Below are 21,057 nucleotides of genomic sequence, written 5' to 3' on the forward strand. Positions count from 1 at the left end.
CGCAGGCGTACGTCTTGCGGGGGCGAGCGAAGCGTAAGCAAAAGTCTAGTGGAGGGCGAAACCGGGTGCAGGTGAGATACAGGACAATGATGCGGAGAAATTCAGGAAGCAACGCCGTGCGCGGATGGCACGGCGGGAATTGACGCGAAAATCAGGCGTAGGTGTCGATCAGCGTGCCGAGCATTTCATTGCTGGCTTTCTGCGCAGCCAGTCCGGCTGCAAACTGATCCTTTCCAGCCTCGAGTTCGACGATATTGGACGGCAAGTCGGAACGCTGGCTGCGATCAACAGAGCGCAGGTTCTCGAGCTGAAAGTCAGAAGACTGACTTCTGCCCGACACTTCGATGTTGGAGCTGGCGATCTGGGTGGCCGCCTGATCCACACGACCTTGCCCGACCTGCATAGCGCTCAGGCCCGGGTAGAGGGTGTTGTTCATGGTGATTTGCATAAGCCGATCCTCAGTTCAAAAAACGAACACGTGTCATTGAACCAGCATTTGCGCAGAAATACTCGACAAATAGACTAATGGCACTAGGCCGCATGATAGCCTGACTCTTGAAAAAACCAAAACAACGTTGCCTGTCAGCAAGATAGCAACGCTGTCAGCGCAGTTGCCCTAATTCAAGGTATTGCGCCACATTTTCGGCGCTCGCCTCGTTCAATCGTGGCACTCGTCCAAGACAGGGTGCAGGCAGACGCTCGACCAGCGTCGCGAGGTTTTCTTCAAGCCGCGAGGTGTTTGCGTCTATGACGTTGGCCACCCAGCCTGCCAGGTGCAGACCGTCCCGGGCGATGGCTTCGGCAGTCAGCAGCGCATGATTGATACAGCCCAGACGCACGCCCACCACCAGGATGATCGGTAGATCCAGCGCAATGGCCAGATCGGACAGGTTGCTCTGCCCGGCCAAGGGCACGCGCCAGCCGCCAGCGCCTTCGATCAAGGTGAAGTCGGCCTGTTTATCCAGAACATGCCGCATCGAATGCAGCAACGAGTCGACCGTCAATACGACACCTGCCTCGCGCGCGGCCAGATGCGGCGCAATGGCCGGTTCGAAAGCCAGCGGATTGACTTCATCGTAATCCAGCTCGATAGAGCACTCGGCCTGCAACGCCAGCGCGTCGGAATTGCGCAGCCCCTGTGCAGTCACCACACAGCCGGACGCCACAGGTTTGCCCGCCGCAGTGCTCAAGCCCTTCAAGCGGGCGGCATGCAGCAAACCGGCAGCTACCGTGGTCTTGCCAGCGTCGGTGTCGGTTCCGGTGATGAAATAGGCAGCGCTCATCTCGGTAATCTTCCTTATAACGTGGAGCCGTCAGGCTTTTTCAAGCACCGCGTACACCACTTGATAGGTAGCGGGCAGACCGGCTTCCTGACGGAAAGCTTCGTAGGCCTGAACCATGCCCTTGATCCGCTCGCGTCCGGTCAGGCCGCTGGGTCTCCCGGGGTTGAGGTTGTGCGCCCCGAGCGCTTTCAGCTCATGCGTCAGGCTGCGCACATCGGGGTAATGCAGCACCTGTGGGCACACGTCCAGGCTGCGCACCTGTAAACCGCTGACGGCGCACAACTGCCGATAATCATCTTCGTGACGAAAGCGGTTCACATGCACCTGGCCGTCGACTGCCTGCCAGCTGTCGCGCAACTCGTACAGCGTGCCGACACACAGGCTGGCGAAGGCAAACACACCGCCAGGTTGCAATACACGGTGAGCTTCACGGAGCACCGCGGCGAAATCCGCACACCACTGCACGGCGAGGCTGGAGAAAATCAGCCCGCAACTCTGATCACGCAGTGGCAGGTGCTCGGCATCACCTGCCACAAAGTGCTGTGCACCACCCAATGGCCGCGCATGCCGCAACATGCCTTGGGCGATATCCAGTGCAATGCCTTCGCTGCCACTGAAAACCTGATCCAGTGCCCGGCTGAAATAGCCTGTGCCGCTACCCAGATCCAGCCAGCGAGCCGGACTGCACTGCGCAGGCAGACGCGACAGCAGCTCGCTGCCGACGCCGCGCTGTAGTTCGGCCACACTGTCATAGCCGCCTGCGGCCCGGGAAAAAGACGCGGCGACCTGTCGTTTGTCAGGCAGGACAGAGGGCGGTTTGGGCATAGAAAGATCAGTCATCGTCCAACTCGTGCAGAAAGGCGTGGATCGCAGCGGCTACTCCATGGGGATTTTCCACAAGGAATGCATGGCTGGCCTGTTCGATCAGACCGACCTCGACATCCGGCAACAAGGCCAGCAGATCACTTGCTGCTTCAGCCGGCACGAATGCATCGAGTCCGGCAAACAGGTGCAGTTGCGGGCCGCGATAGGTTTGCAGCGCGCCACGTGTATCGAGTTGCTGGAGTATCTTCAGGCCATCGACCAAAGCGGTTTTGGAGCTGTGCGGCGCGCCAGCCTTGAGCAACCGGGCGAGACCGCGTGAGTCTTCTGCGCCTTGGGTGCATAACAGGCTGAAACGCTTGAGGGTCGCATCAGGGTCAGCAGAACAGCCAGCCAGAAACGCATCGAAATCCTGCGCGGGCATCGCATTCGGCCACGCGCCCTGGGTGACGAAACAGGCATTACTGGCCAGGGTCAGCAGCCCGCAGCAACCTTCGCCACGCCGTGCTGCAAGCTCGGCGGCAAGCATGCCGCCCAGCGACCAGCCGCCCAGCCAGACGTTATCCGGCAGGTTGGCATCCAGTTCGTCGAGCCAGTCAGGCAGGTCGCAGCTGTCGATGTCCGGCAACGGCTCGATTTCGACCCGCAAATGCTCGTCAAGCCCGCGCAACGCGGCGGCAAGCGGCTCCAGCGGCGAAACGCCCAAGCCCCAGCCCGGCAGTAGAATCAAACGATCACGCATGGACGGGCTCCATGGATTCACTTGCATCCAGCAGCGGGTAGCACTGCTCCAGAGCCTCTAATAATAGCTGTACGTCGGCCTCGCTGTGCGCGGCAGACAACGTTACGCGCAATCGGGCACTGCCCGCAGGCACGGTCGGCGGACGAATCGCCGTCACCAGCAAGCCACGCTCACGAAGCAACTGCGACAGACGCAGAGCCCGTCCGGCATCGCCGATCATGATTGGCTGGATCGGCGTAAAGCTGTCCATCAATTGCAGGCCGATCTGCTCGGCACCCTGACGAAACTGCTGGATCAGGCTCGCCAGATGCTCGCGACGCCAATGTTCGTTACGCAGCAAATGCAGGCTTTTCAAGGTCGCGCAGGCCAGCGCAGGTGGCTGGCTGGTGGTGTAAATGTAGGGTCGGGCGAACTGGATCAAGGTTTCGATCAACTCTTCACTGCCGGCCACGAATGCTCCAGAGGTGCCGAACGATTTACCGAGGGTGCCGACCAGTACCGGCACATCCTCCATGCTCAGGCCGAAGTGCTCGACGATTCCGGCACCGTTTGCACCCAGCGGCCCGAAGCCGTGGGCGTCATCCACCATCAGCCAGGCACCCTTGGCCTTCGCAGCCTGCGCCAGCGCAGGCAAGTCAGCGATGTCGCCATCCATGCTGAACACGCCGTCAGTGACCACCAGCGTATCGCCCACGGATTTCTCCAGGCGGCTTGTCAGGCTGGTCACATCGTTGTGCAGATAGCGCGAGAACCGTGCGCCGCTGAGCAGACCGGCATCCAGCAGCGAGGCATGATTGAGGCGGTCTTCCAGAACTGTATCGCCCTGCCCCACCAAGGCTGTCACCGCGCCGAGGTTGGCCATGTAGCCATTGGAGAACAACAGGGCACGAGGACGACCGGTCAGCTCGGCCAGCGCTTCTTCCAGTTCGTGGTGCGGCGTGCTGTGGCCGATCACCAGATGCGACGCCCCGCCACCCACGCCCCAGCGCTCGGCTCCCGCCTGCCAGGCGGCGATCACTTCAGGATGGTTAGCCAGGCCCATGTAATCGTTGTTGCAGAACGCCAGCAATGGCTGACCGTCGACAACCACCTGCGGGCCTTGCGGGCTTTGCAGCAAGGGGCGCTGGCGGTAAAGATGTTCGGCGCGACGGGCGTCGAGGCGCGTGCGGAGATCGAAAGACATGCAGGCCCCGGTCCGAAAGATGGCAGTTCAAAACGGGCCGGAGCAGGCCGGCCCGTTCAAGGGGTCAGGCAGAGGCAGCGTCGTAGAACATCGAACTGCTTTGCTGTTCGACCAGCGCCTGTTCGATGGCAGCCTGATGCACTTCGTCGGCATGGCCTTCGCCCGCTTCGGGCTTGATGCCCAGACGCGAGAACAACAGCATGTCCTTGTCGGCTTGCGGGTTGGCGGTGGTCAGCAGCTTGTCGCCATAGAAAATCGAGTTGGCACCGGCGAAGAATGCCAGCGCCTGCATCTGCTCGTTCATCGCTTCACGCCCGGCAGACAAACGCACATGGGACTGCGGCATGAGAATCCGTGCCACCGCGAGCATGCGGATGAAGTCGAACGGGTCGACGTCTTCGGCGTTTTCCAGCGGCGTACCGGCAACCTTGACCAGCATGTTGATCGGCACCGACTCCGGGTGCTCCGGCAGGTTTGCCAGCTGGATCAGCAGCCCGGCGCGGTCGTCGAGGGACTCGCCCATGCCCAGAATACCGCCAGAGCAGATCTTCATCCCGGCATCGCGCACGTAGGCCAGGGTTTGCAGGCGCTCGCTGTACGTACGGGTGGTGATGATGCTGCCGTAGAACTCCGGCGAGGTGTCCAGGTTATGGTTGTAGTAATCCAGGCCCGCAGTGGCCAGCGCTTCGGTCTGCTCCTGATCGAGACGGCCCAGGGTCATGCAGGTTTCCATGCCCATGGCTTTCACGCCTTTGACCATCTCCAGCACGTAAGGCATGTCCTTGGCGGAAGGATGCTTCCAGGCCGCGCCCATGCAGAAACGGGTCGAACCAATGGCCTTGGCACGCGCAGCTTCCTCAAGCACCTTCTGCACTTCCAGCAGTTTTTCTTTCTCGAGGCCGGTGTTGTAGTGACCGGACTGCGGACAGTACTTGCAGTCTTCCGGGCACGCACCGGTCTTGATCGACAGCAGCGTGGAAACCTGCACACGGTTGGCGTCGAAATGAGCGCGGTGCACCGTTTGCGCCTGAAACAGCAGGTCATTGAATGGCTGTACGAACAGCGCCCTGACCTCGGCTAAAGTCCAGTCGTGACGCAAAGTGGCGGTGGTGCTGGCGCTCATCGGGCGGCTCCTTGGTGTTTCTGGGCAATGCGCGAGGGCGTAAAGGCACCATGCGCTACACGGATGTCGGGCATATTTAAGGAAGAGCCATGCGCTGTCAACCCAACCGCCAATACGAGGTTTACATCTGGTTAAAAAACAAACAAAACTGTTTGTTATGCGATGAGCGCAGCGAGGTGCCAATGCCTGTCTGCGTGCCGTGCGAAGCCGAGCTGCCATGGCTGGGCAGCCAGTGCGACTGCTGTGCGCTGCCGTTACCCATCTCCGGCATGAGCTGCGCGCAATGTTGCAAGCGCCCTCCCGGATTTGCGCAGGTCATCGCGCCGTGGCTGTACGACTTCCCGGTGGACAGCCTGATTACCCGATTCAAACATAACGGTAAATGGCCGATGGGACGCCTGCTGGCCGAACTGTGTGGGCAGTTTCTACAACACCGTTTCGAGGAAGACCTGCCACGTCCCGATTACCTGATTCCTGTTCCTCTCGCCAACAAGCGCCTGCGCCAGCGCGGCTATAACCAGGCGGCGATGCTGGCCGGGTGGCTGGGTGAACAGTTGCAGCTGCCCGTTGACGAACACCATGTGTTGCGCAGCCGGGAGACAGCAGCGCAACAAGGGCTGGACGCCAAGGCACGCAAACGCAACCTGCGCGACGCCTTCACCCTGGTTGATCCCGAATGGGTGCAGGGCAAGCACCTGGCGCTGGTGGACGACGTCCTGACCACCGGTTCGACGGCAGAGGTCATTGCGCGACTCCTTAACAAGGCCGGCGCACAAAGAGTGGACGTGTATTGCCTGGCCAGAACGCCGAAGCCGGGCGATTGATTGGGCGCTATGCTCAGGAACCTCAAGACGCTCATCGCTTGCACGCTCCACTTCCGATCCTGAGCGTGCAGTGCGGCGCAGAATTGTGACGCAGAGCGTCACGAACGGCATGCCAACGCGGAGCATTGGCACGATAGTCAATTGAAATAATATCGCGGGACGCTCCGCGTCCGGTTTCGACGTCATGCACGAGAGCGATCATACTGCCCTCTCCTACTCGACCATCGCAGATCGCCATGTCGCTACCCACCCTGCTGACGCAACACATGGTTCACCGCCCGCAACGTATCGCGCTGTTGCAGCACATTGCCGAACAGGGCTCGATCACCCGTGCCGCGAAAAGCGCAGGCTTGAGCTACAAGGCGGCCTGGGATGCCATTGATGAGCTGAACAATCTGGCGCAAAAGCCGCTGGTAGAACGCAGTGTCGGCGGACGTGGCGGTGGCGGCGCAAAGCTGTCGGTAGAGGGCGAGCGAGTGCTGCGTCTTTATCAGCGGGTGCAGGCATTGCAGGCGCAGGTGCTGGAAGCGGCCGAAGACAGCAGCGACCTTGACCTGCTCAATCGTCTGACCTTGCGCACCAGCGCACGCAACCAGTTGCTGGGGCGGATCGTCAGCATCACCCGTCATGGGCACAACGATCAGGTTCGCCTGCAACTGGCTGGTGAGGTGTTTATCGAAGCACAGGTCACCCATTACAGCACTCTGCGTCTGCAGCTGGAAAACGGCACGGAGGTGGTTGCACTGATCAAGGCCGGCTGGCTGGAACTGCATGCAGACAACGGCGAAGAAACAAATGGAAACAATTGCCTGATCGGCCGAATCGACAGCGTGACCGACGCCGAAGATGGCCCAAGCGAAGTACGCATCTCACTCCCCGGCGGCCAGACGCTGTGCGCCCTGGCGACACCTGAGCACCTGCATGCACAGCGGCTGAAAACCGGTGCCACGGTGCAGGCAAGATTTGCCGCTTCACTGGTGTTGCTGGGTATACCGATGTAAGCGTCGGCAAGTCATTACCGCGACACAATTCCGTCATATGCGCGCACTAAGGTGGCTGCCATATTCGAGGGAGCCGTGATAATGAAACTATTAGAAGAAAATCAAACCACCGATCTGGAAAACCTGGTCGGCACAGACAAGGTCGGCCTCACCCGCCGCGGCTTCATCAGCGCAGGTGCCCTGTGCGGCGCAGCGATGTTTCTGGGTGGCAACCTGTTGAGCCGCACGGTTCTCGCGAGCAGCGTCAGCGCAGCGTCCGGCACACTGCTGGGCTTCCAGAGCATCCCTGCCGCCACTGCCGACAGCATCAGCCTGCCGCAAGGCTATACCTCATCCGTTCTGATCAGTTGGGGCCACCCTTTACAGGCAGGCGGCCCGGCTTTCGACCCGAGCGGCAAGGGTACGGCCCAGGCTCAGGAAGTGCAGTTCGGCGACAACAACGACGGCATGTGCCTGTTCCCGATGCCAGGCCACAAGGATCGCGCACTGATGGCGATCAACAACGAATACACCAATTACCGCTACCTTTTCGATCATGGCAAAGAGCCGCAATCGGCTGAAGAAGTGCAAAAGGCACTGGCTGCAGAAGGCGTTTCCGTGATCGAAGTGCAACAGCACAATGGTAAGTGGCAGTTCGTTCAGGACTCGCGCTACAACCGTCGCATTCACGGCAACACGCCGATCAGCCTGAGTGGTCCGGCAGCCGGGCACGACTGGCTCAAAACGGATGCCGACAAGACCGGCACTCAGGCGCTCGGCACATTTCAGAACTGCTCCAGCGGCCAGACGCCGTGGGGCACTTACCTGACCTGCGAAGAGAACTTCACTGATTGCTTCGGCAGCAGCAACGCTGAGCAGAAGTTCGACGCCGGCATGAAGCGCTATGGCGTGGTTGCCGCCAGCAAGGAGATCAACTGGCACCCGCACGACCCACGCTTCGACGTTGCGAAAAACCCCAATGAGGTCAACCGTCATGGCTGGGTGGTCGAGATCGATCCGTTCGATCCCAAGTCCACACCGGTCAAACGCACCGCACTCGGTCGCTTCAAGCATGAGAATGCAGCGTTCACCCAAACCAAGGGTGGCCGCGCCGTGGTGTACATGGGCGACGACGAGCGTGGCGAGTTCATCTACAAATTCATCAGCCGCGACAAGATCGATCATCAGAACCCCAAAGCCAACCGTAACCTGCTTGACCACGGCACCTTGTACGTGGCGCAGTTCGATGCAGGCGACAGCAATCCGGATCATCCGAAAGGCAAGGGCCAGTGGGTCGAACTGACTCATGGCAAGAATGGCCTGGACGCGGCTGCCGGTTTCAATAATCAGGCAGAAGTGTTGATCCATGCGCGCCTGGCGGCCAGCGTTGTAAAAGCCACGCGGATGGACCGTCCGGAGTGGATCGTGGTCAGTCCCAAGGACGGTCAGGTCTATTGCACACTGACCAATAACGTCAAACGCGGCGAAGAGGGTCAGCCTGTAGGCGGGCCGAATCCGCGCGCCAAGAACCAGTACGGACAGATCCTGCGCTGGAGCGAAGAAGACAGTAATCCTTCAGCGATGACCTTCGACTGGGACCTGTTCGTGGTCGCCGGTAACCCGACTGTGCATGCCGGTACGCCGCAAGCCGGGTCGAGCAATATCAACGCGCAGAACATGTTCAATAGCCCCGACGGCCTGAGCTTTGATGAAGCCGGCAGGCTGTGGATTCAGACCGATGGCGACTCAAGCAACAAGGGCGATTTTGCAGGCATGGGCAACAACCAGATGCTCTGCGCCGACCCTGCCAGCGGCGAAATTCGTCGCTTTCTGGTCGGGCCGATCGGTTGCGAAATCACCGGCATCAGCTTTGCGCCGGACTATAAGACGATGTTCATCGGCATCCAGCATCCCGGTGAAAACGGTGGCTCCACGTTCCCCGAGCATTTGCCAAACGGCAAACCGCGCTCATCGGTGATGGTGATTACCCGGGAAGATGGCGGCGTTATCGGCGCCTGATCGGCAATCAGGAAGAGGACGCAGATCGCTGATCGTTACATAAAGGTCTGCTATTGATTCTGGCCGGAGGCCGTGGGAGCGAACTTGTTCGCGAAGAGGGCTGTATGATCGTCGAAAATGCATCGACTGAAACACCGTCTTCGTGAGCAAGCTCACTCCCACAAGGATCTTTACTCCGCCTGATACTGCGCGTCGAGCCCCGCTTTCCGGGCTCATCAAGACTTGAGTATGACGCCGGGCGCAGAGCGTGGGAGCGATGAGCAATCAATTAATCAATCAACCCGTTCACATCGTAGAACGGGTATGGCCCTTCATAGTCGCCGAACACGGCGTTATGACTGACAAACCCCTGTTCCGAATGCCAGCGATGCAGCACGTAGCCGGCCGGTTCCAGGTTGAAATGGGCAGGCGCGGCGTCGTCGAGGTCCAGCACGATCTGGTGTGAGGTGCCAGGGCAGATGCTTGCCACGCTGCCACCAAAACGCCGCTGCATGGGGCGATGCAAATGCCCGCACAACAAACGCTCCACTTGCGGATGCTGGGCAATCACACGCTCCAGCGCCGACGCGTTGCCGAAGGGTTCGCGGTCCATGTGCCCTATGCCGGAAATGAACGGTGGATGGTGCAGGATGATCACCGTCGGCACATAAGGACGACGTGACAGCTGCGCGTGCAACCAGTCCAGCTGACAGTAATCCAGTTGCCCGCCATGTTCGCCGGGAATGGTCGTGTCCATGCCGATCAGCCGCACCGGGTACTTTTCCACAACCCAGTCCAGAGGTCCGCTGGCCGACAATGGCAGGTACACCTGTTCGGCAAACGCCGCCAGCAGGTTGTGTCGATCATCATGATTGCCGGGCACCAGATAGAACGGCATGTGCAGGCGTTCCAGCTCAGGCTTGAGCACGGCGTATTCGTCCTCACGCCCGAAGTCCACCAGATCACCACTGATCACCACAATGTCAGGACGCTGCTTGCTGGCGTTGATGTGTGCGACTGCGCGGCGCAATGCACCCAGGGTATCGACCACGCCATAGGTCAGACGGCCGTCGGCTTTGAGGTGCAAGTCACTGATCTGGGCAATAAGAAACGGACGATTCAAAATAATCTCTCTACGGAAACGATGTTACGAATGCAGGGTGAACAGCGCCTGCGGCTCGACACTCAAGGCGATGGCAGCGTTGGCGGCGTGAATAACGTTGTCGGTGCTGTCTACCAACAGTGGTTGCGGACCACCGACATCGACCAGCAAGCGGCTTTGCGCCCCCTGAAAAAACTGCCCGACCAGGCGACCCTGAAGGTGCCCGCGCTCCGGCATCAAACGCAGATGCTCCGGGCGGCAATACACCGTGCCCGGCAGATCAGCGCCACTCCATGGCAGTTCGCCGCCGCTTACCTTGAGACCGGCAGGTGTGCGCTCGACCACGCTGAACGCATTTAGGTTGCCGACAAACCCTGCGACAAACGCATTGGCCGGCTGCTGATAGATTTCTCTGGGCGTTGCCAACTGCGACACGCAGCCTTTTTCCATGACCAGAATCCGGTCGCCCAGGGCCATGGCTTCGCCCTGATCGTGGGTGACGAACACCGAGGTGATGCCCAACCCACGCAACAACTGGTCGAGCTCGCTGCGCAAGCGCTCACGCAACTGCGCATCCAGTGCCGCCAGCGGCTCGTCGAGCAACAGCACCCGAGGACGCGGTGCCAGTGCCCGAGCCAGCGCGACCCGTTGACGCTGACCGCCGGAGAGTTCGTTGACACGACGATTACCGTGACCGGTCAGGCCAACCAGTTCCAGCAACTCATCGCAACGCTTGCTTCGTTCGACAGGCGACAGGCCGCGAATCTTCAGGCCGTAAACAATGTTGCCGGCCACGTCGAGATTCGGGAACAGCGCATAGTTCTGAAACACCATCCCGACGTCACGCCGCTCGATAGGCAGGCGCGTGACGTCCTGATCATCGAACAGCACCTGACCGACATCCGGCCGCTCCAGCCCGGCGATCAGACGCAAGGTGGTGGTCTTGCCGCAACCGGACGGACCGAGAATCGCCAGCGTTTCGCCAGGCTCGATGGTCAAGTGCAAATCCTGTACAGCAACGGTGCCGTCGGCAAATGCCTTGCGGCAGCCTTTCAGGCGAATGGTGGTTCCGCTCATCGGCTCTCTCCACGGGCAAGACGCGCACTGATGGCCTGCAACGCAATCAGCAGCGGCACAATCAGCAACAGAAAAAGAAGGGTGTAGGCGCTGGCGACTTCCAGTCGGGCTGAGGCGTAGCTGTCGGCCAGACCGACCGGCAGGGTCTTGGTCATGGGCGTGTGCAGCATCCATGTCAGGTTGAACTCGCCCAGCGACAGGGTCACAACCATCAGCACACCGGCCAGAATTCCGGCCCGGCAGTTCGGTACTACTACGCTGAAAAAACGCTTGATCGGCCCGGCGCCCAGACTGGCGGCAGCCTCTTCAAGCACCGGCAACTGTTGACGCTGCATGACCGCCATGACCGGGCGCACCAGAAACGGCAATGTGAACAACACATGGCCCACCAGAATGAACAGCCAGCTGCTGCGAAAGCTGCCGAACTGGCCGTAGGTCAGCAGCAACGCCAGGGCGCTGGCCAGGCCGGGCATGGCGACGGGGAGAACCATCAGTTCTTCAAAGGCCCGGCTGAAGCGATTGTTCATGCGTACCAGCGCATACGCCGCAGGAACGCCGACCAGGCATACGCAGATCGCACAGGCCACAGCCAGTTGCAGCGACAACCAGACGGTCGGTGAATAGGCTTGCCAGACCTGCACCAGCCAGTCGAATGTCAAACCGCTCGACAGGCCCAGAAAGTAATTGCGGGTCAGCCCGGCAAGCAGCGAGAGCACTACCGGGACCAGCATGAACGCACAAACCAGTAACGTGAATGCCAGTTGCGCAGCAAACAATGGAGAACGTTTCAAAGGGCAACCCCTGATGTCCCGACCATGCGACGAGCCAGCAACAGCACCGCCCATGTCACTAGCCCGAGGATCACCGACAGCGCGGCGGCTACGGTGAAGTTGGCGTAATTGGTGAACACGTTGTAGATCGCCACCGGCGTGACGTTCAGGCGTGTACCAAGCGTAAATGCCGTACCGAATGCGCCCATCGATGTGGCGAAACAGATCGCACCGCAGGACACCAGCGCGGGTGCCAGCCCCGGAACGATCACATCGCACACCACCCGCCAATGACCCGCACCCAGCGAATGCGCAGCTTCTTCAAGGCTGCGGTCCAGGCTTTCGCAAGCGGCCATGACAGTGAGGATCACGCGCGGAATCGAGAAATACAGGTAGCCAATGAACAAACCGGTCAGTGAGTAGGCGAATATCCAGCGTTCGCCAGCCAGCTCCAGTCCGAGTGCCGCGAAGATGCCTTGGCGACCGGCCAGCAGAATCACCAGAAAGCCCACCACTACGCCAGGAAACGCCAGCGGAAAGGTCAGCAGCGCCACCAGCGCAGAGCGCCCAAAAAACTGGTTACGGGCCAGAAACACACCGCTGATACCGCCGACCAGCAACGCCGCAAGTGTGACCACCAGTGCCAGCAGACAGGTCTGCACCAGGCTGCCGAGGTATTGAGCACTGCTCAACACCTGCCAGTAACCGCTGCCATTGCCGTCAGCGCCTTGCGCGCCGAGCAGGATCAGGTGGGTCAGCGGCAGCAGCCAGAATGCCAGCAATACCGCCAGCGCCGGAGCAAGCGCCAGCGCAGCGGTCGGGCGCAGCCGCAGCCTCATAAATCCGCCCTTGTGCAGAGCCAGCGCGTGTCCCGGCGAGGCTGACATTACTTCACCTCACGCAGATAACGGGCAGCAAAGGCTTCCTGCACGGCAGCCATGTGCTGGTAATCCACCACACCGGCACGAGCGTAATCGCTGTCGGGCAGGAACTGCGCGGCCACGTCGGCAGACATCTTCGAGCGCACTGGACGCAGATAAGCCTTGGCCCACAGCGCCTGGCCCTCGTCAGACAGGACGAAATCCAGCACCTTCTCGGCATTGGCGCGGTGCGGTGCCTTGGCAATCATGCTCATCACGTACGGCACGCCAATGGTGCCTTCCTTGGGAATCACGAAAGCGACGTTGGCCTTGTCCTTGTAGCGAGCGCGATAGGCGTTGAAGTCGTAGTCGACCAGAATCGGCAGTTCACCGGACAGTACGCGTGCATAAGCGGTTTGCTTGGGCACGATGGGCGAGTTCTTCGCCAGCTTCTGGAAGTAGTCGATGGCCGGGCCGAAGTTGTCCAGTGTGCCGCCCATGGCCTGATTGATCGCAACGGCGGACACGTACCCGACGAATGCACTGGAGGGGTCGAGGTAGCCGACCATGCCCTTGTATTCGGGCTTGAGCAGATCCGCCCAGCTTTGCGGCACCGGCAGACCGCCCAGTGCGTCGACATTGACCATGATGCCCAGCGTGCCGGAATGAATGGCGAACCAGTGCCCTTCAGGGTCCTTCAGGCCTGCGGGAATGTCGTCCCAGTGCTTGGGTTTGTAGGTATCGACCACACCAGCCTTTTGCGCTTGCAGGCCGAAGGTCACGCCGTAATACACCACGTCTGCGACCGGCGCGGCCTGCTCGGCGACGATCTGCGCCAGCGCCTGCCCCGAGTTCTTGTTGTCCAGCGGCACTTGTACACCGGTGCTGTCGGCAATGGCCTTGAGCTGCGTGCCCCAGTCAGCCCACTCAGGCGGGCAGTTGTAACAGATGGCGGTTTCGGCGGCCTGGGCGAGGCTGGCCGCACTACATAACAGCAGTGCCGCGAGGGTTTTACTGAGGCTGAGCATGAAGCATCTCCTGGTAGGGCTGGGTGCTTTCGCCGGGCCGGATATGGCACGGCAGACAATGAGAAACCGGTGCCGCGCCGGCAATCCGCGACAGCAACTGGTCGATGACGATGTGCGCCAGTTCGGTAATCGGCTGAACCACACTGCACAGCGTCGGGTGCATCTGCGTGCCCAGCGTGATGCCGTCGAAGCCGATGACCGAAAGACGCTCGGGAACACCCCAACCATTGCGGCGTAATTCGGCAATCAGGCTGATAGCCAATAGATCGTTGGAACAGACCAGCGCGCTTGGCGCAGTCGGACCATGTAACAACGGTTCGAGCGCGGCGAAGTCGGCGTTGGTATGGGCAGGCATTTCAATCACCGGGCGCGCCTCAAGCCCACCCTCGTTCATGGCATCGCGATAGCCTTCGTAACGCAGACGGGCGCGGTCGGACTGCATGACCGGGCCTGCGACCATGGCGATACGCCGGTGGCCGGCGTCGATCAGATACCGCGTCGCCAGCGCCATGCCTGCGCGGTTATCCACAGACACAGCGCTGTAATCCTCATTGTCGGTCTGGTGATAAGCCAGCACGAACGGCGTGTCCTCGATGGCCAGGCTCTCTAGCACACGGTTGTGCTCGGCGTCGGTTACGGTCAGCACCAGCCCGTCGACCCGCTGGCGCAGCAATTCTTCAACCACGGCACTTTCACGCTCGGCGCTGTAGTCGGTGGTCGCCAGCAACAGGTTGTAGCCCCGCGCCCGCGCCGCTCGCTCCATGGCCTGAAACTGCTCGGCGAACACCGGGTTGAGCAGGTTTGGCACGATGACGCCAATCAGATTGGTGGTTTGCAGACGTAACTGTCTGCCCAACCGATTGGGGCGAAAGCCAAGTTCACGGGCAGCGACGAATACTCGCTCGCGGGTTTCGGCTCGCACCACCTCAGGGTTTGCGAAGGCACGTGCAGCGGTGGCCCGGGAAACCCCGGCCAGTCGTGCAACTTCTTTCAAATCAGTCATGGTCGCTCGCTTGAGATCGATCTCATTGGCGGCAACTCTAAGTGGCGAACATGGCTAAACAGCGACCGGAGGATGACCGTTTGGTGACAACTCGACCCTTGGGCACTTTAAACTGAAGGGGTTTAGCGAACCGGGACCGGTCTGCGTTACCATCAGCGGTCCGACGCGGCAACCTGCTGCGCGCAGGAGTAGTCATGGCTCACCCGTTTGCAACACTTACTCCCGATCTGGTTCTGGATGCTGTCGAAAGCATCGGTTTTCTCAGCGATGCCCGCATCCTGGCACTCAACAGCTACGAAAACCGCGTGTATCAGGTCGGTATCGAAGACGGTCAGCCGCTGATCGCCAAGTTCTATCGTCCACAACGCTGGACCAACGAAGCCATCCTTGAAGAACACAGCTTCACCTACGAGCTGGTCGAGGTCGAAGTGCCCGTTGTCGCGCCCATGGTGCATAACGGCGAAACCCTGTTCGAACATGCCGGTTTTCGTTTCACGTTATTCCCGCGCCGGGGCGGACGCGCGCCGGAGCCGGGCAATCTGGATCAGTTGTATCGCCTGGGCCAGTTACTGGGGCGTATCCATGCGGTCGGCTCGACCAAACCGTTCGCGCACCGCGAGGCACTGGGCGTGAAGAACTTCGGCCATGCGTCGGTCAATTACCTGCTGGAAAACGACTGCATCCCGCGCAGCCTGCTTCCAGCTTACGAGTCGGTAGCCCGCGATCTGCTCAAGCGTGTCGAAGACGTTTACGCCGCCACGCCGCACACCAACATTCGCATGCACGGCGACTGCCACCCCGGCAACATGATGTGCCGCGACGAAATGTTCCACATCGTTGACCTGGACGACTGCCGCCTTGGCCCCGCCGTTCAGGACATCTGGATGATGCTGGCCGGTGATCGTCAGGAACGCCTCGGCCAGTTGTCGGAACTGATGGACGGCTACAACGAATTTCATGATTTCGATCCACGCGAGCTGGCCCTGATCGAACCACTGCGTGCCCTGCGCCTGATGCACTACAGCGCCTGGCTCGCCCGTCGCTGGGACGACCCTGCGTTCCCGCACAGCTTTCCATGGTTCGGCACCGAGCGTTACTGGGGCGACCATATCCTGGCCCTGCGTGAGCAGATGTCAGCGCTGAATGAAGAGCCGTTGAAACTGTTTTGACCTGATGAGCCCCAGGTTATCGTGCGGCGCTCCGCGTCGCATGCAGTTCTGGACGCTCCGCGTCCGATCCTGAGCAAGCGGCGCGGCACAGATGTCGTGAATCAGTCGAACCTGTGTATAACATCGAGCGCTCCAGCGTGAGTACGATCAAAACCATCAACCGCATCACCCCACAATAAAACCGGAAATTTCTGTATTAAAGGGACGCTCCATGCAAGCTGCCAATCCACGCCGTGGATACATTCTGGGCCTGAGTGCTTACATCATCTGGGGCCTGTTCCCCATCTACTTCAAGGCTATCTCCGCCGTTCCGGCCATCGAGATCATCATCCATCGTGTGCTCTGGTCAGCCCTCTTCGGCTCGATTGTGCTGATGTTCTGGAAGCATCCCGGCTGGTGGCGTGACCTGCGCAACAACCCACAGCGACTGGCCGTGCTGGCACTGAGCGGCACGCTGATCGCGGCCAACTGGATCGTCTACGTATGGGCCGTGAACAACGGCCGCATGCTTGAAGCCAGTCTCGGCTATTACATCAACCCGCTGGTCAACGTACTACTGGGCATGTTGTTACTGGGCGAACGGCTCAGGCGCCTGCAAATGCTGGCGGTCGCTTTCGCCGCCATTGGTGTCGCCCAACAGGTCTGGCACGTGGGCAGCCTGCCATGGGTGTCGCTGGCACTGCCATTGACCTTCGCGTTCTACGGCCTGATCCGCAAAAAAGCCCCGGTTGCCGCCCTCCCTGGCCTGGTGGTGGAAACCTGGATGCTGGTGCCACTGGCATTGATCTGGCTGGCACTCAACCCGACAGCCATCAGCGCACAAGCACAATTCTGGACCACCACCCAGGCCCTCTGGCTCGCAGCCGCAGGCCCGGTAACGCTGATCCCGCTGGTGTGCTTCAACGCCGCAGCCCGCCACCTGCCCTTCACCACCCTGGGCTTCCTGCAATACCTTGCGCCCACGCTGGTCCTGCTGCTGGCCGTACTGCTGTATGGCGAGCATCTGACCACCAGCACCATCATCACCTTCGCCTTTATCTGGGCGGGGCTGGCAATCTACAGTGTGGATATCTGGCTGAAATCCCGCGGTCGCAGCTGATCAAAAAACACACAATCCCTTGCAGACCACGCTCCCCGTGGCCTGCAAGAGGTTCTCCAAGGGTTATCCACAGGCAGGCTAACCTTATCTGTGCACAAGCCCTTGAAACTGTTGGTTTTTTGATCAACTTTCGCCAAGCCACGGCGAACGTGGCGCGCAAGGCTATTCCCCCAGGTTATCCACAGGCAGGTGCACGGTTAACTTGGATAACCTGAATAGGCCTATATTCTGGTTGAATAGTGCACCTTTTTTGGTACACTCGACTATGAATAAATATCCTCCCACTTTAAACGTTAAGTTTTTCTACACCGAAGCGGGCAATGAGCCCGTACGCGAATGGCTGACCAATTTGCCACGCGATGACCGTAAGGCAGTAGGCACGGACATCAAGACTGTTCAGTTTGGATGGCCAATAGGCATGCCTGTGGTCCGTAAAATGGAGCCCGAACTTTGGGAGGTCCGAGTTGATTTGAAGGAAAGAATTGCACGAGTACTGTTCACCGTTGAAGCAAGCTCAATGGTTTTGCTTCATGGCTTTATCAAGAAAAGCGAAAAAACTCCCGCATCAGATCTGGAAACTGCCAGACAGCGCAAAGCAGCACTTAAGAGGAACAAGTAATGAACCAGCATATTGGCTCTGACTTCGATGACTTTCTTGCCGAGCAAGGCTTTGCCGAGGAAGTTTCTGCCGCGGCCCTCAAACGAGTTATTTCCTGGCAAATCGCTGAAGTCATGAAACAGCAGAAGGTTACCAAGAAGGCTCTCGCAGAGCGTATGCACACAAGCCGAACGGCAGTAGACCGCGCTCTGGATCAGAATGATCCCGGGATGACCCTTGCAACACTGGCCAGCGCTGCAAGAGCACTGGGTCAACGGGTGGAGGTCAGACTGGTGCCGGAACAAGAAGCCAAACGCGCCTGAACATAATCAACACAGGAGTCACGCTTCCCCACCCAACACCAACTCCACCATCAGATCATCAGCCAGGGTCTCAAGCCCTGCCTGCAGGTCATCCAGCGACAAGCCCAGCGGTACGCCCAGCACGGCATCGGCGTGAAACAGCAACTCGCTGCTCATGGGCGCAGGGGAAACGTCGGTGATCAAGTGTTCGACGTTAACGCCCTGCCCGGCCAGCAAGCGGGTGATGTCGCGCACAATGCCGGGACGGTCGTTACCGACCAGTTGCATGCTGATCAACTGGGTCGGGGCAGTTGTCTCGATCACGCTTTCAGCCAACAGCATGCGAATGCCGTGGGCTGACAGTGCGTTCAACGCCTTGATCAGGTCATCGTACTTTTCCGGCTCGACACCCACCTTGAGGATCCCGGCAAATTGCCCGGCCATGCGCGACATGCGGCTTTCCAGCCAGTTACCGCCCTGCTCGGCAATGCACTGCGCGATACGTTCGACCTGACCCGGTTTGTCGGGAGCAACCAGCGTTACGACGAGATGATCCACGGTCAATTCCTCTTTCTGTGCAGGTGATTTGAAAACGGCGTCGGTCGCACGAGTATAGACAGACCCGAGGGCAGCCCGTGCGCGGTAAATCGTGTACCGTTTACCACGCTTTATGGAACAATCCCGAGCGCTTTTGGGAGCACAATGAATATCATCGTGACCCGATATGAATATCCAGTCGTTTAGTGACATATTCAGCGACGTTTTCACGCGACGGCGGCTCATGTAGTATCCGAAATCTCGCACTACATGACACCAAGATCAATAACAGAGCGCTCCCCGAGTGTGCTCGACCCTGCTGAGCAGAGTGAGGCAAGTGCAATGACTGAGTACGTTCAAGTCGGTGACCTGCAAGTCGCCAGAGTCCTGTTCGACTTCGTGCAGAACGAAGCCACACCCGGAACCGGCATCGACGCCACTGCGTTCTGGGCCGGTGCGGACCAACTGATCCACGACCTTGCGCCAAAGAACAAGGCACTGCTCGCCAAACGAGATGAATTGCAGGCGCAGATCGACACGTGGCACCAATCGCGTGCCGGACAGGCTCACGACGCCTCGGCTTACAAAGCCTTCCTTCAGGAGATCGGCTACCTGCTGCCAGAAGCAGCGGACTTCCAGATCACCACGCAAAACGTCGATGAAGAAATAGCCACCATGGCCGGACCGCAACTGGTCGTGCCGGTGATGAACGCACGGTTTGCGCTCAATGCGTCCAATGCCCGCTGGGGCTCGCTGTATGACGCGCTCTATGGCACCGATGCCATCAGCGAAGAAGGTGGCGCGGAGAAAGGCAAGGGCTACAACAAGGTGCGTGGCGACAAGGTGATCGCCTTCGCCCGCGCGTTCCTCGATCAGGCTGCCCCTTTGGCGGCTGGCTCGCACGTTGATTCGACTGCTTACAAGTTGATCGACGGCAGACTGGTCATCAGCCTCAAGGGCGGCAGCAACACCGGCCTGCGCGACGATGCACAACTGGTGGGTTTCCAGGGTGATGCCTCAGCGCCGTTCGCCGTGCTCTTCAGGCACAATGGGCTGCATTTCGAATTGCAGATCGACGCTTCCAGCCCGGTTGGCCAAACCGATGCGGCAGGCGTGAAAGACATCCTCATGGAAGCCGCGCTGACCACCATCATGGACTGCGAAGACTCCATTGCGGCCGTCGATGCCGACGACAAAGTGGTCGTCTACCGTAACTGGCTGGGCCTGATGAAAGGCGATCTGGCGGAATCGGTGTCCAAAGGCGGCGAGACCTTCACCCGCACCATGAACCCGGACCGGGTCTACACCACGCCACAAGGCGGCGAAGCCACGCTGCACGGTCGTTCGCTGCTGTTCATTCGCAACGTAGGTCACTTGATGACCATCGACGCGATACTCGACAAGCATGGCAATGAAGTGCCGGAAGGTATTCTCGACGGCCTGTTGACCAGTCTGGCTGCGATCCACAACCTCAACGGCAATACCTCGCGCAGCAACAGCCGCAGCGGCTCGATGTACATCGTCAAACCGAAGATGCACGGGCCGGAGGAAGCCGCGTTTACCAACGAACTGTTCGGGCGTATCGAGCAGGTCCTGGGCTTGCCGCGCAACACATTGAAAGTCGGCATCATGGACGAGGAACGCCGTACCACGGTCAACCTCAAAGCCTGTATTCAGGCAGCCAGCGAGCGCGTGGTATTCATCAACACCGGCTTCCTCGATCGCACCGGTGACGAAATCCATACCTCGATGGAAGCGGGCCCGGTGGTGCGCAAGGCGCAGATGAAAGCCGAGAAATGGATCAGTGCCTACGAGAACTCCAACGTCGACATCGGCCTGAAATGCGGCTTGCAAGGTCGTGCGCAGATCGGCAAAGGCATGTGGGCCATGCCCGACCTGATGGCTGCCATGCTGGAACAGAAAATTGCCCACCCGCTGGCTGGCGCAAACACGGCCTGGGTGCCCTCGCCTACAGCGGCCGCGCTGCACGCCCTGCATTATCACAAGGTCGATGTGTTCGCTCGCCAGGCCGAACTGGCTCAGCGCGAGCAGGCATCGGTAGATGACATTCTGACCATTCCCCTGGCGCCGAACACCGACTGGACGCCCGAAGAAATCCAGAACGAACTGGACAACAACGCACAGGGCATTCTTGGCTATGTAGTGCGCTGGATCGATCAGGGCGTGGGTTGCTCGAAAGTACCGGACATCAACGACATCGGTCTGATGGAAGACCGCGCAACGCTGCGCATCTCAAGCCAGCACATGGCCAACTGGCTGCGTCATGGCGTTGTCACCGAAGCTCAGGTGCTGGAAAGCTTGAAGCGCATGGCCCCCGTCGTGGATCGCCAGAACGCCAACGACCCGCTGTATCGCCCACTGGCACCAGACTTCGACAGCAACATTGCCTTCCAGGCAGCCGTAGAACTGGTGATCGAAGGCACGCGGCAGCCTAACGGCTATACCGAGCCGGTGTTGCACCGCCGCCGTCGTGAGTTCAAGGCTAGTAAAGGTCTGTAACGAGTCGTCTGAGCCATTGCGGGTGCTTGTCCTTGCC

At 59.9% G+C, this 21,057-nt stretch carries 21 protein-coding genes; 8 read left to right on the forward strand and 13 right to left on the reverse strand.

Features of this window, described 5'->3' with window-relative positions:
- Positions 1-151: 151 nt before the first annotated feature.
- The 6 genes from RYB09_RS18385 to bioB form a co-directional block, all read right to left on the reverse strand.
- Positions 152-448 carry a hypothetical protein gene (locus RYB09_RS18385; protein WP_005735070.1) on the reverse strand — a complete coding sequence of 99 codons (297 nt, stop codon included), beginning with the start codon at positions 446-448 and terminating at the stop codon, positions 152-154.
- Between the two features lie 154 nt (positions 449-602).
- Positions 603-1,283: a dethiobiotin synthase gene (gene bioD / locus RYB09_RS18390; RefSeq protein WP_058401016.1), complete on the reverse strand. Its 681-nt coding sequence runs from the start codon at positions 1,281-1,283 to the stop codon at positions 603-605.
- A gap of 30 nt (positions 1,284-1,313) precedes the next feature.
- Positions 1,314-2,123: a malonyl-ACP O-methyltransferase BioC gene (gene bioC, locus RYB09_RS18395; protein WP_316889658.1), complete on the reverse strand. Its 810-nt coding sequence runs from the start codon at positions 2,121-2,123 to the stop codon at positions 1,314-1,316.
- Complete coding sequence (locus RYB09_RS18400; RefSeq protein ID WP_122280275.1) at positions 2,116-2,847, reverse strand: alpha/beta fold hydrolase; 732 nt, start codon at positions 2,845-2,847, stop codon at positions 2,116-2,118. The genes bioC and RYB09_RS18400 overlap by 8 nt, the downstream gene beginning before the upstream one ends.
- Positions 2,840-4,030: an 8-amino-7-oxononanoate synthase gene (gene bioF / locus RYB09_RS18405; RefSeq protein WP_316889660.1), complete on the reverse strand. Its 1,191-nt coding sequence runs from the start codon at positions 4,028-4,030 to the stop codon at positions 2,840-2,842. The genes RYB09_RS18400 and bioF overlap by 8 nt, the downstream gene beginning before the upstream one ends.
- A 64-nt stretch (positions 4,031-4,094) precedes the next feature.
- Positions 4,095-5,153 (reverse strand): biotin synthase BioB, encoded by a 1,059-nt coding sequence (gene bioB, locus RYB09_RS18410; protein ID WP_002555574.1) that lies wholly within the window; start codon positions 5,151-5,153, stop codon positions 4,095-4,097.
- A gap of 89 nt (positions 5,154-5,242) precedes the next feature.
- Here bioB and RYB09_RS18415 point away from each other — a divergent pair, with 89 nt between their 5' ends.
- The 3 genes from RYB09_RS18415 (at position 5,243) to RYB09_RS18425 (ending at position 8,976) form a co-directional block, all read left to right on the forward strand.
- Positions 5,243-5,977 carry a ComF family protein gene (locus RYB09_RS18415; RefSeq protein WP_316889662.1) on the forward strand — a complete coding sequence of 245 codons (735 nt, stop codon included), beginning with the start codon at positions 5,243-5,245 and terminating at the stop codon, positions 5,975-5,977.
- A 236-nt stretch (positions 5,978-6,213) separates the two neighbouring features.
- Positions 6,214-6,978, forward strand: coding sequence for a TOBE domain-containing protein (locus RYB09_RS18420; RefSeq protein ID WP_316889664.1), 765 nt, complete (start codon positions 6,214-6,216; stop codon positions 6,976-6,978).
- Positions 6,979-7,059: 81 nt separating this feature from the next.
- Positions 7,060-8,976 (forward strand): PhoX family phosphatase, encoded by a 1,917-nt coding sequence (locus RYB09_RS18425; protein WP_316889666.1) that lies wholly within the window; start codon positions 7,060-7,062, stop codon positions 8,974-8,976.
- A 268-nt stretch (positions 8,977-9,244) separates the two neighbouring features.
- Here RYB09_RS18425 and RYB09_RS18430 read toward each other — a convergent pair whose 3' ends face one another.
- The 6 genes from RYB09_RS18430 to RYB09_RS18455 are packed head-to-tail and all read right to left on the reverse strand — an operon-like array spanning position 9,245 to position 14,795.
- Positions 9,245-10,078, reverse strand: coding sequence for a phosphodiesterase (locus tag RYB09_RS18430; protein WP_058409549.1), 834 nt, complete (start codon positions 10,076-10,078; stop codon positions 9,245-9,247).
- Between the two features lie 24 nt (positions 10,079-10,102).
- Positions 10,103-11,134, reverse strand: a complete 1,032-nt coding sequence (locus RYB09_RS18435; protein ID WP_058401024.1) for an ABC transporter ATP-binding protein — start codon at positions 11,132-11,134, stop codon at positions 10,103-10,105.
- Positions 11,131-11,925: an ABC transporter permease gene (locus tag RYB09_RS18440; RefSeq protein ID WP_002555581.1), complete on the reverse strand. Its 795-nt coding sequence runs from the start codon at positions 11,923-11,925 to the stop codon at positions 11,131-11,133. Before RYB09_RS18440 ends, RYB09_RS18435 begins: the two co-directional genes overlap by 4 nt.
- Complete coding sequence (locus RYB09_RS18445; protein ID WP_122259561.1) at positions 11,922-12,791, reverse strand: ABC transporter permease; 870 nt, start codon at positions 12,789-12,791, stop codon at positions 11,922-11,924. Before RYB09_RS18445 ends, RYB09_RS18440 begins: the two co-directional genes overlap by 4 nt.
- Complete coding sequence (locus RYB09_RS18450; RefSeq protein ID WP_316889668.1) at positions 12,791-13,792, reverse strand: ABC transporter substrate-binding protein; 1,002 nt, start codon at positions 13,790-13,792, stop codon at positions 12,791-12,793. Before RYB09_RS18450 ends, RYB09_RS18445 begins: the two co-directional genes overlap by 1 nt.
- Complete coding sequence (locus RYB09_RS18455; protein ID WP_122259560.1) at positions 13,776-14,795, reverse strand: substrate-binding domain-containing protein; 1,020 nt, start codon at positions 14,793-14,795, stop codon at positions 13,776-13,778. The genes RYB09_RS18450 and RYB09_RS18455 overlap by 17 nt, the downstream gene beginning before the upstream one ends.
- Positions 14,796-14,989: 194 nt before the next feature.
- Between RYB09_RS18455 and RYB09_RS18460 the strand changes: the two genes are divergently transcribed.
- The 4 genes from RYB09_RS18460 to RYB09_RS18475 all read left to right on the forward strand — a co-directional run bounded on the left by RYB09_RS18460 (position 14,990) and on the right by RYB09_RS18475 (position 17,984).
- Positions 14,990-15,964, forward strand: a complete 975-nt coding sequence (locus RYB09_RS18460) for a serine/threonine protein kinase (RefSeq protein WP_058409553.1) — start codon at positions 14,990-14,992, stop codon at positions 15,962-15,964.
- Positions 15,965-16,175: 211 nt separating this feature from the next.
- Entirely contained in the window at positions 16,176-17,063 is an 888-nt protein-coding gene (gene rarD / locus RYB09_RS18465) for an EamA family transporter RarD (protein ID WP_057403205.1), read from the forward strand.
- Between the two features lie 265 nt (positions 17,064-17,328).
- The gene (locus RYB09_RS18470; RefSeq protein ID WP_316889673.1) at positions 17,329-17,682 is read left to right on the forward strand and encodes a type II toxin-antitoxin system RelE/ParE family toxin; all 354 of its coding nucleotides are present in this window, start codon (positions 17,329-17,331) and stop codon (positions 17,680-17,682) included.
- On the forward strand, positions 17,682-17,984 hold the full coding sequence (locus RYB09_RS18475) for an XRE family transcriptional regulator (protein WP_003379963.1): 303 nt from the start codon (positions 17,682-17,684) through the stop codon (positions 17,982-17,984). The genes RYB09_RS18470 and RYB09_RS18475 overlap by 1 nt, the downstream gene beginning before the upstream one ends.
- A gap of 18 nt (positions 17,985-18,002) precedes the next feature.
- Here the strand turns inward: RYB09_RS18475 and RYB09_RS18480 are convergent, their stop codons facing one another.
- The gene (locus RYB09_RS18480; protein ID WP_058401030.1) at positions 18,003-18,521 is read right to left on the reverse strand and encodes a glycine cleavage system protein R; all 519 of its coding nucleotides are present in this window, start codon (positions 18,519-18,521) and stop codon (positions 18,003-18,005) included.
- Between the two features lie 321 nt (positions 18,522-18,842).
- Between RYB09_RS18480 and RYB09_RS18485 the strand changes: the two genes are divergently transcribed.
- A complete protein-coding gene (locus RYB09_RS18485) occupies positions 18,843-21,020 on the forward strand; it encodes a malate synthase G (RefSeq protein WP_058409554.1) in 2,178 nt (725 codons plus the stop codon).
- Positions 21,021-21,057: the final 37 nt, after the last annotated feature.

This window comes from Pseudomonas syringae group sp. J254-4 (assembly GCF_032586855.1).
Classification (GTDB): Bacteria; Pseudomonadota; Gammaproteobacteria; order Pseudomonadales; family Pseudomonadaceae; genus Aquipseudomonas; species Aquipseudomonas amygdali.

Excerpts from the sequence above, each read along its gene's own strand:
- RYB09_RS18385 (WP_005735070.1), bottom strand. The coding sequence starts at position 448 with ATGCAAATCACCATGAACAACACCCTCTACCCGGGCCTGAGCGCTATG.
- bioD (WP_058401016.1), bottom strand. The coding sequence starts at position 1,283 with ATGAGCGCTGCCTATTTCATCACCGGAACCGACACCGACGCTGGCAAG.
- RYB09_RS18435 (WP_058401024.1), bottom strand. The coding sequence starts at position 11,134 with ATGAGCGGAACCACCATTCGCCTGAAAGGCTGCCGCAAGGCATTTGCC.
- bioB (WP_002555574.1), bottom strand. The coding sequence starts at position 5,153 with ATGAGCGCCAGCACCACCGCCACTTTGCGTCACGACTGGACTTTAGCC.
- rarD (WP_057403205.1), top strand. The coding sequence starts at position 16,176 with ATGCAAGCTGCCAATCCACGCCGTGGATACATTCTGGGCCTGAGTGCT.
- RYB09_RS18420 (WP_316889664.1), top strand. The coding sequence starts at position 6,214 with ATGTCGCTACCCACCCTGCTGACGCAACACATGGTTCACCGCCCGCAA.
- RYB09_RS18425 (WP_316889666.1), top strand. The coding sequence starts at position 7,060 with ATGAAACTATTAGAAGAAAATCAAACCACCGATCTGGAAAACCTGGTC.
- bioF (WP_316889660.1), bottom strand. The coding sequence starts at position 4,030 with ATGTCTTTCGATCTCCGCACGCGCCTCGACGCCCGTCGCGCCGAACAT.
- bioC (WP_316889658.1), bottom strand. The coding sequence starts at position 2,123 with ATGACTGATCTTTCTATGCCCAAACCGCCCTCTGTCCTGCCTGACAAA.
- RYB09_RS18475 (WP_003379963.1), top strand. The coding sequence starts at position 17,682 with ATGAACCAGCATATTGGCTCTGACTTCGATGACTTTCTTGCCGAGCAA.
- RYB09_RS18450 (WP_316889668.1), bottom strand. The coding sequence starts at position 13,792 with ATGCTCAGCCTCAGTAAAACCCTCGCGGCACTGCTGTTATGTAGTGCG.
- RYB09_RS18470 (WP_316889673.1), top strand. The coding sequence starts at position 17,329 with ATGAATAAATATCCTCCCACTTTAAACGTTAAGTTTTTCTACACCGAA.
- RYB09_RS18485 (WP_058409554.1), top strand. The coding sequence starts at position 18,843 with ATGACTGAGTACGTTCAAGTCGGTGACCTGCAAGTCGCCAGAGTCCTG.
- RYB09_RS18455 (WP_122259560.1), bottom strand. The coding sequence starts at position 14,795 with ATGACTGATTTGAAAGAAGTTGCACGACTGGCCGGGGTTTCCCGGGCC.
- RYB09_RS18445 (WP_122259561.1), bottom strand. The coding sequence starts at position 12,791 with ATGTCAGCCTCGCCGGGACACGCGCTGGCTCTGCACAAGGGCGGATTT.
- RYB09_RS18415 (WP_316889662.1), top strand. The coding sequence starts at position 5,243 with ATGCGCTGTCAACCCAACCGCCAATACGAGGTTTACATCTGGTTAAAA.
- RYB09_RS18460 (WP_058409553.1), top strand. The coding sequence starts at position 14,990 with ATGGCTCACCCGTTTGCAACACTTACTCCCGATCTGGTTCTGGATGCT.
- RYB09_RS18400 (WP_122280275.1), bottom strand. The coding sequence starts at position 2,847 with ATGCGTGATCGTTTGATTCTACTGCCGGGCTGGGGCTTGGGCGTTTCG.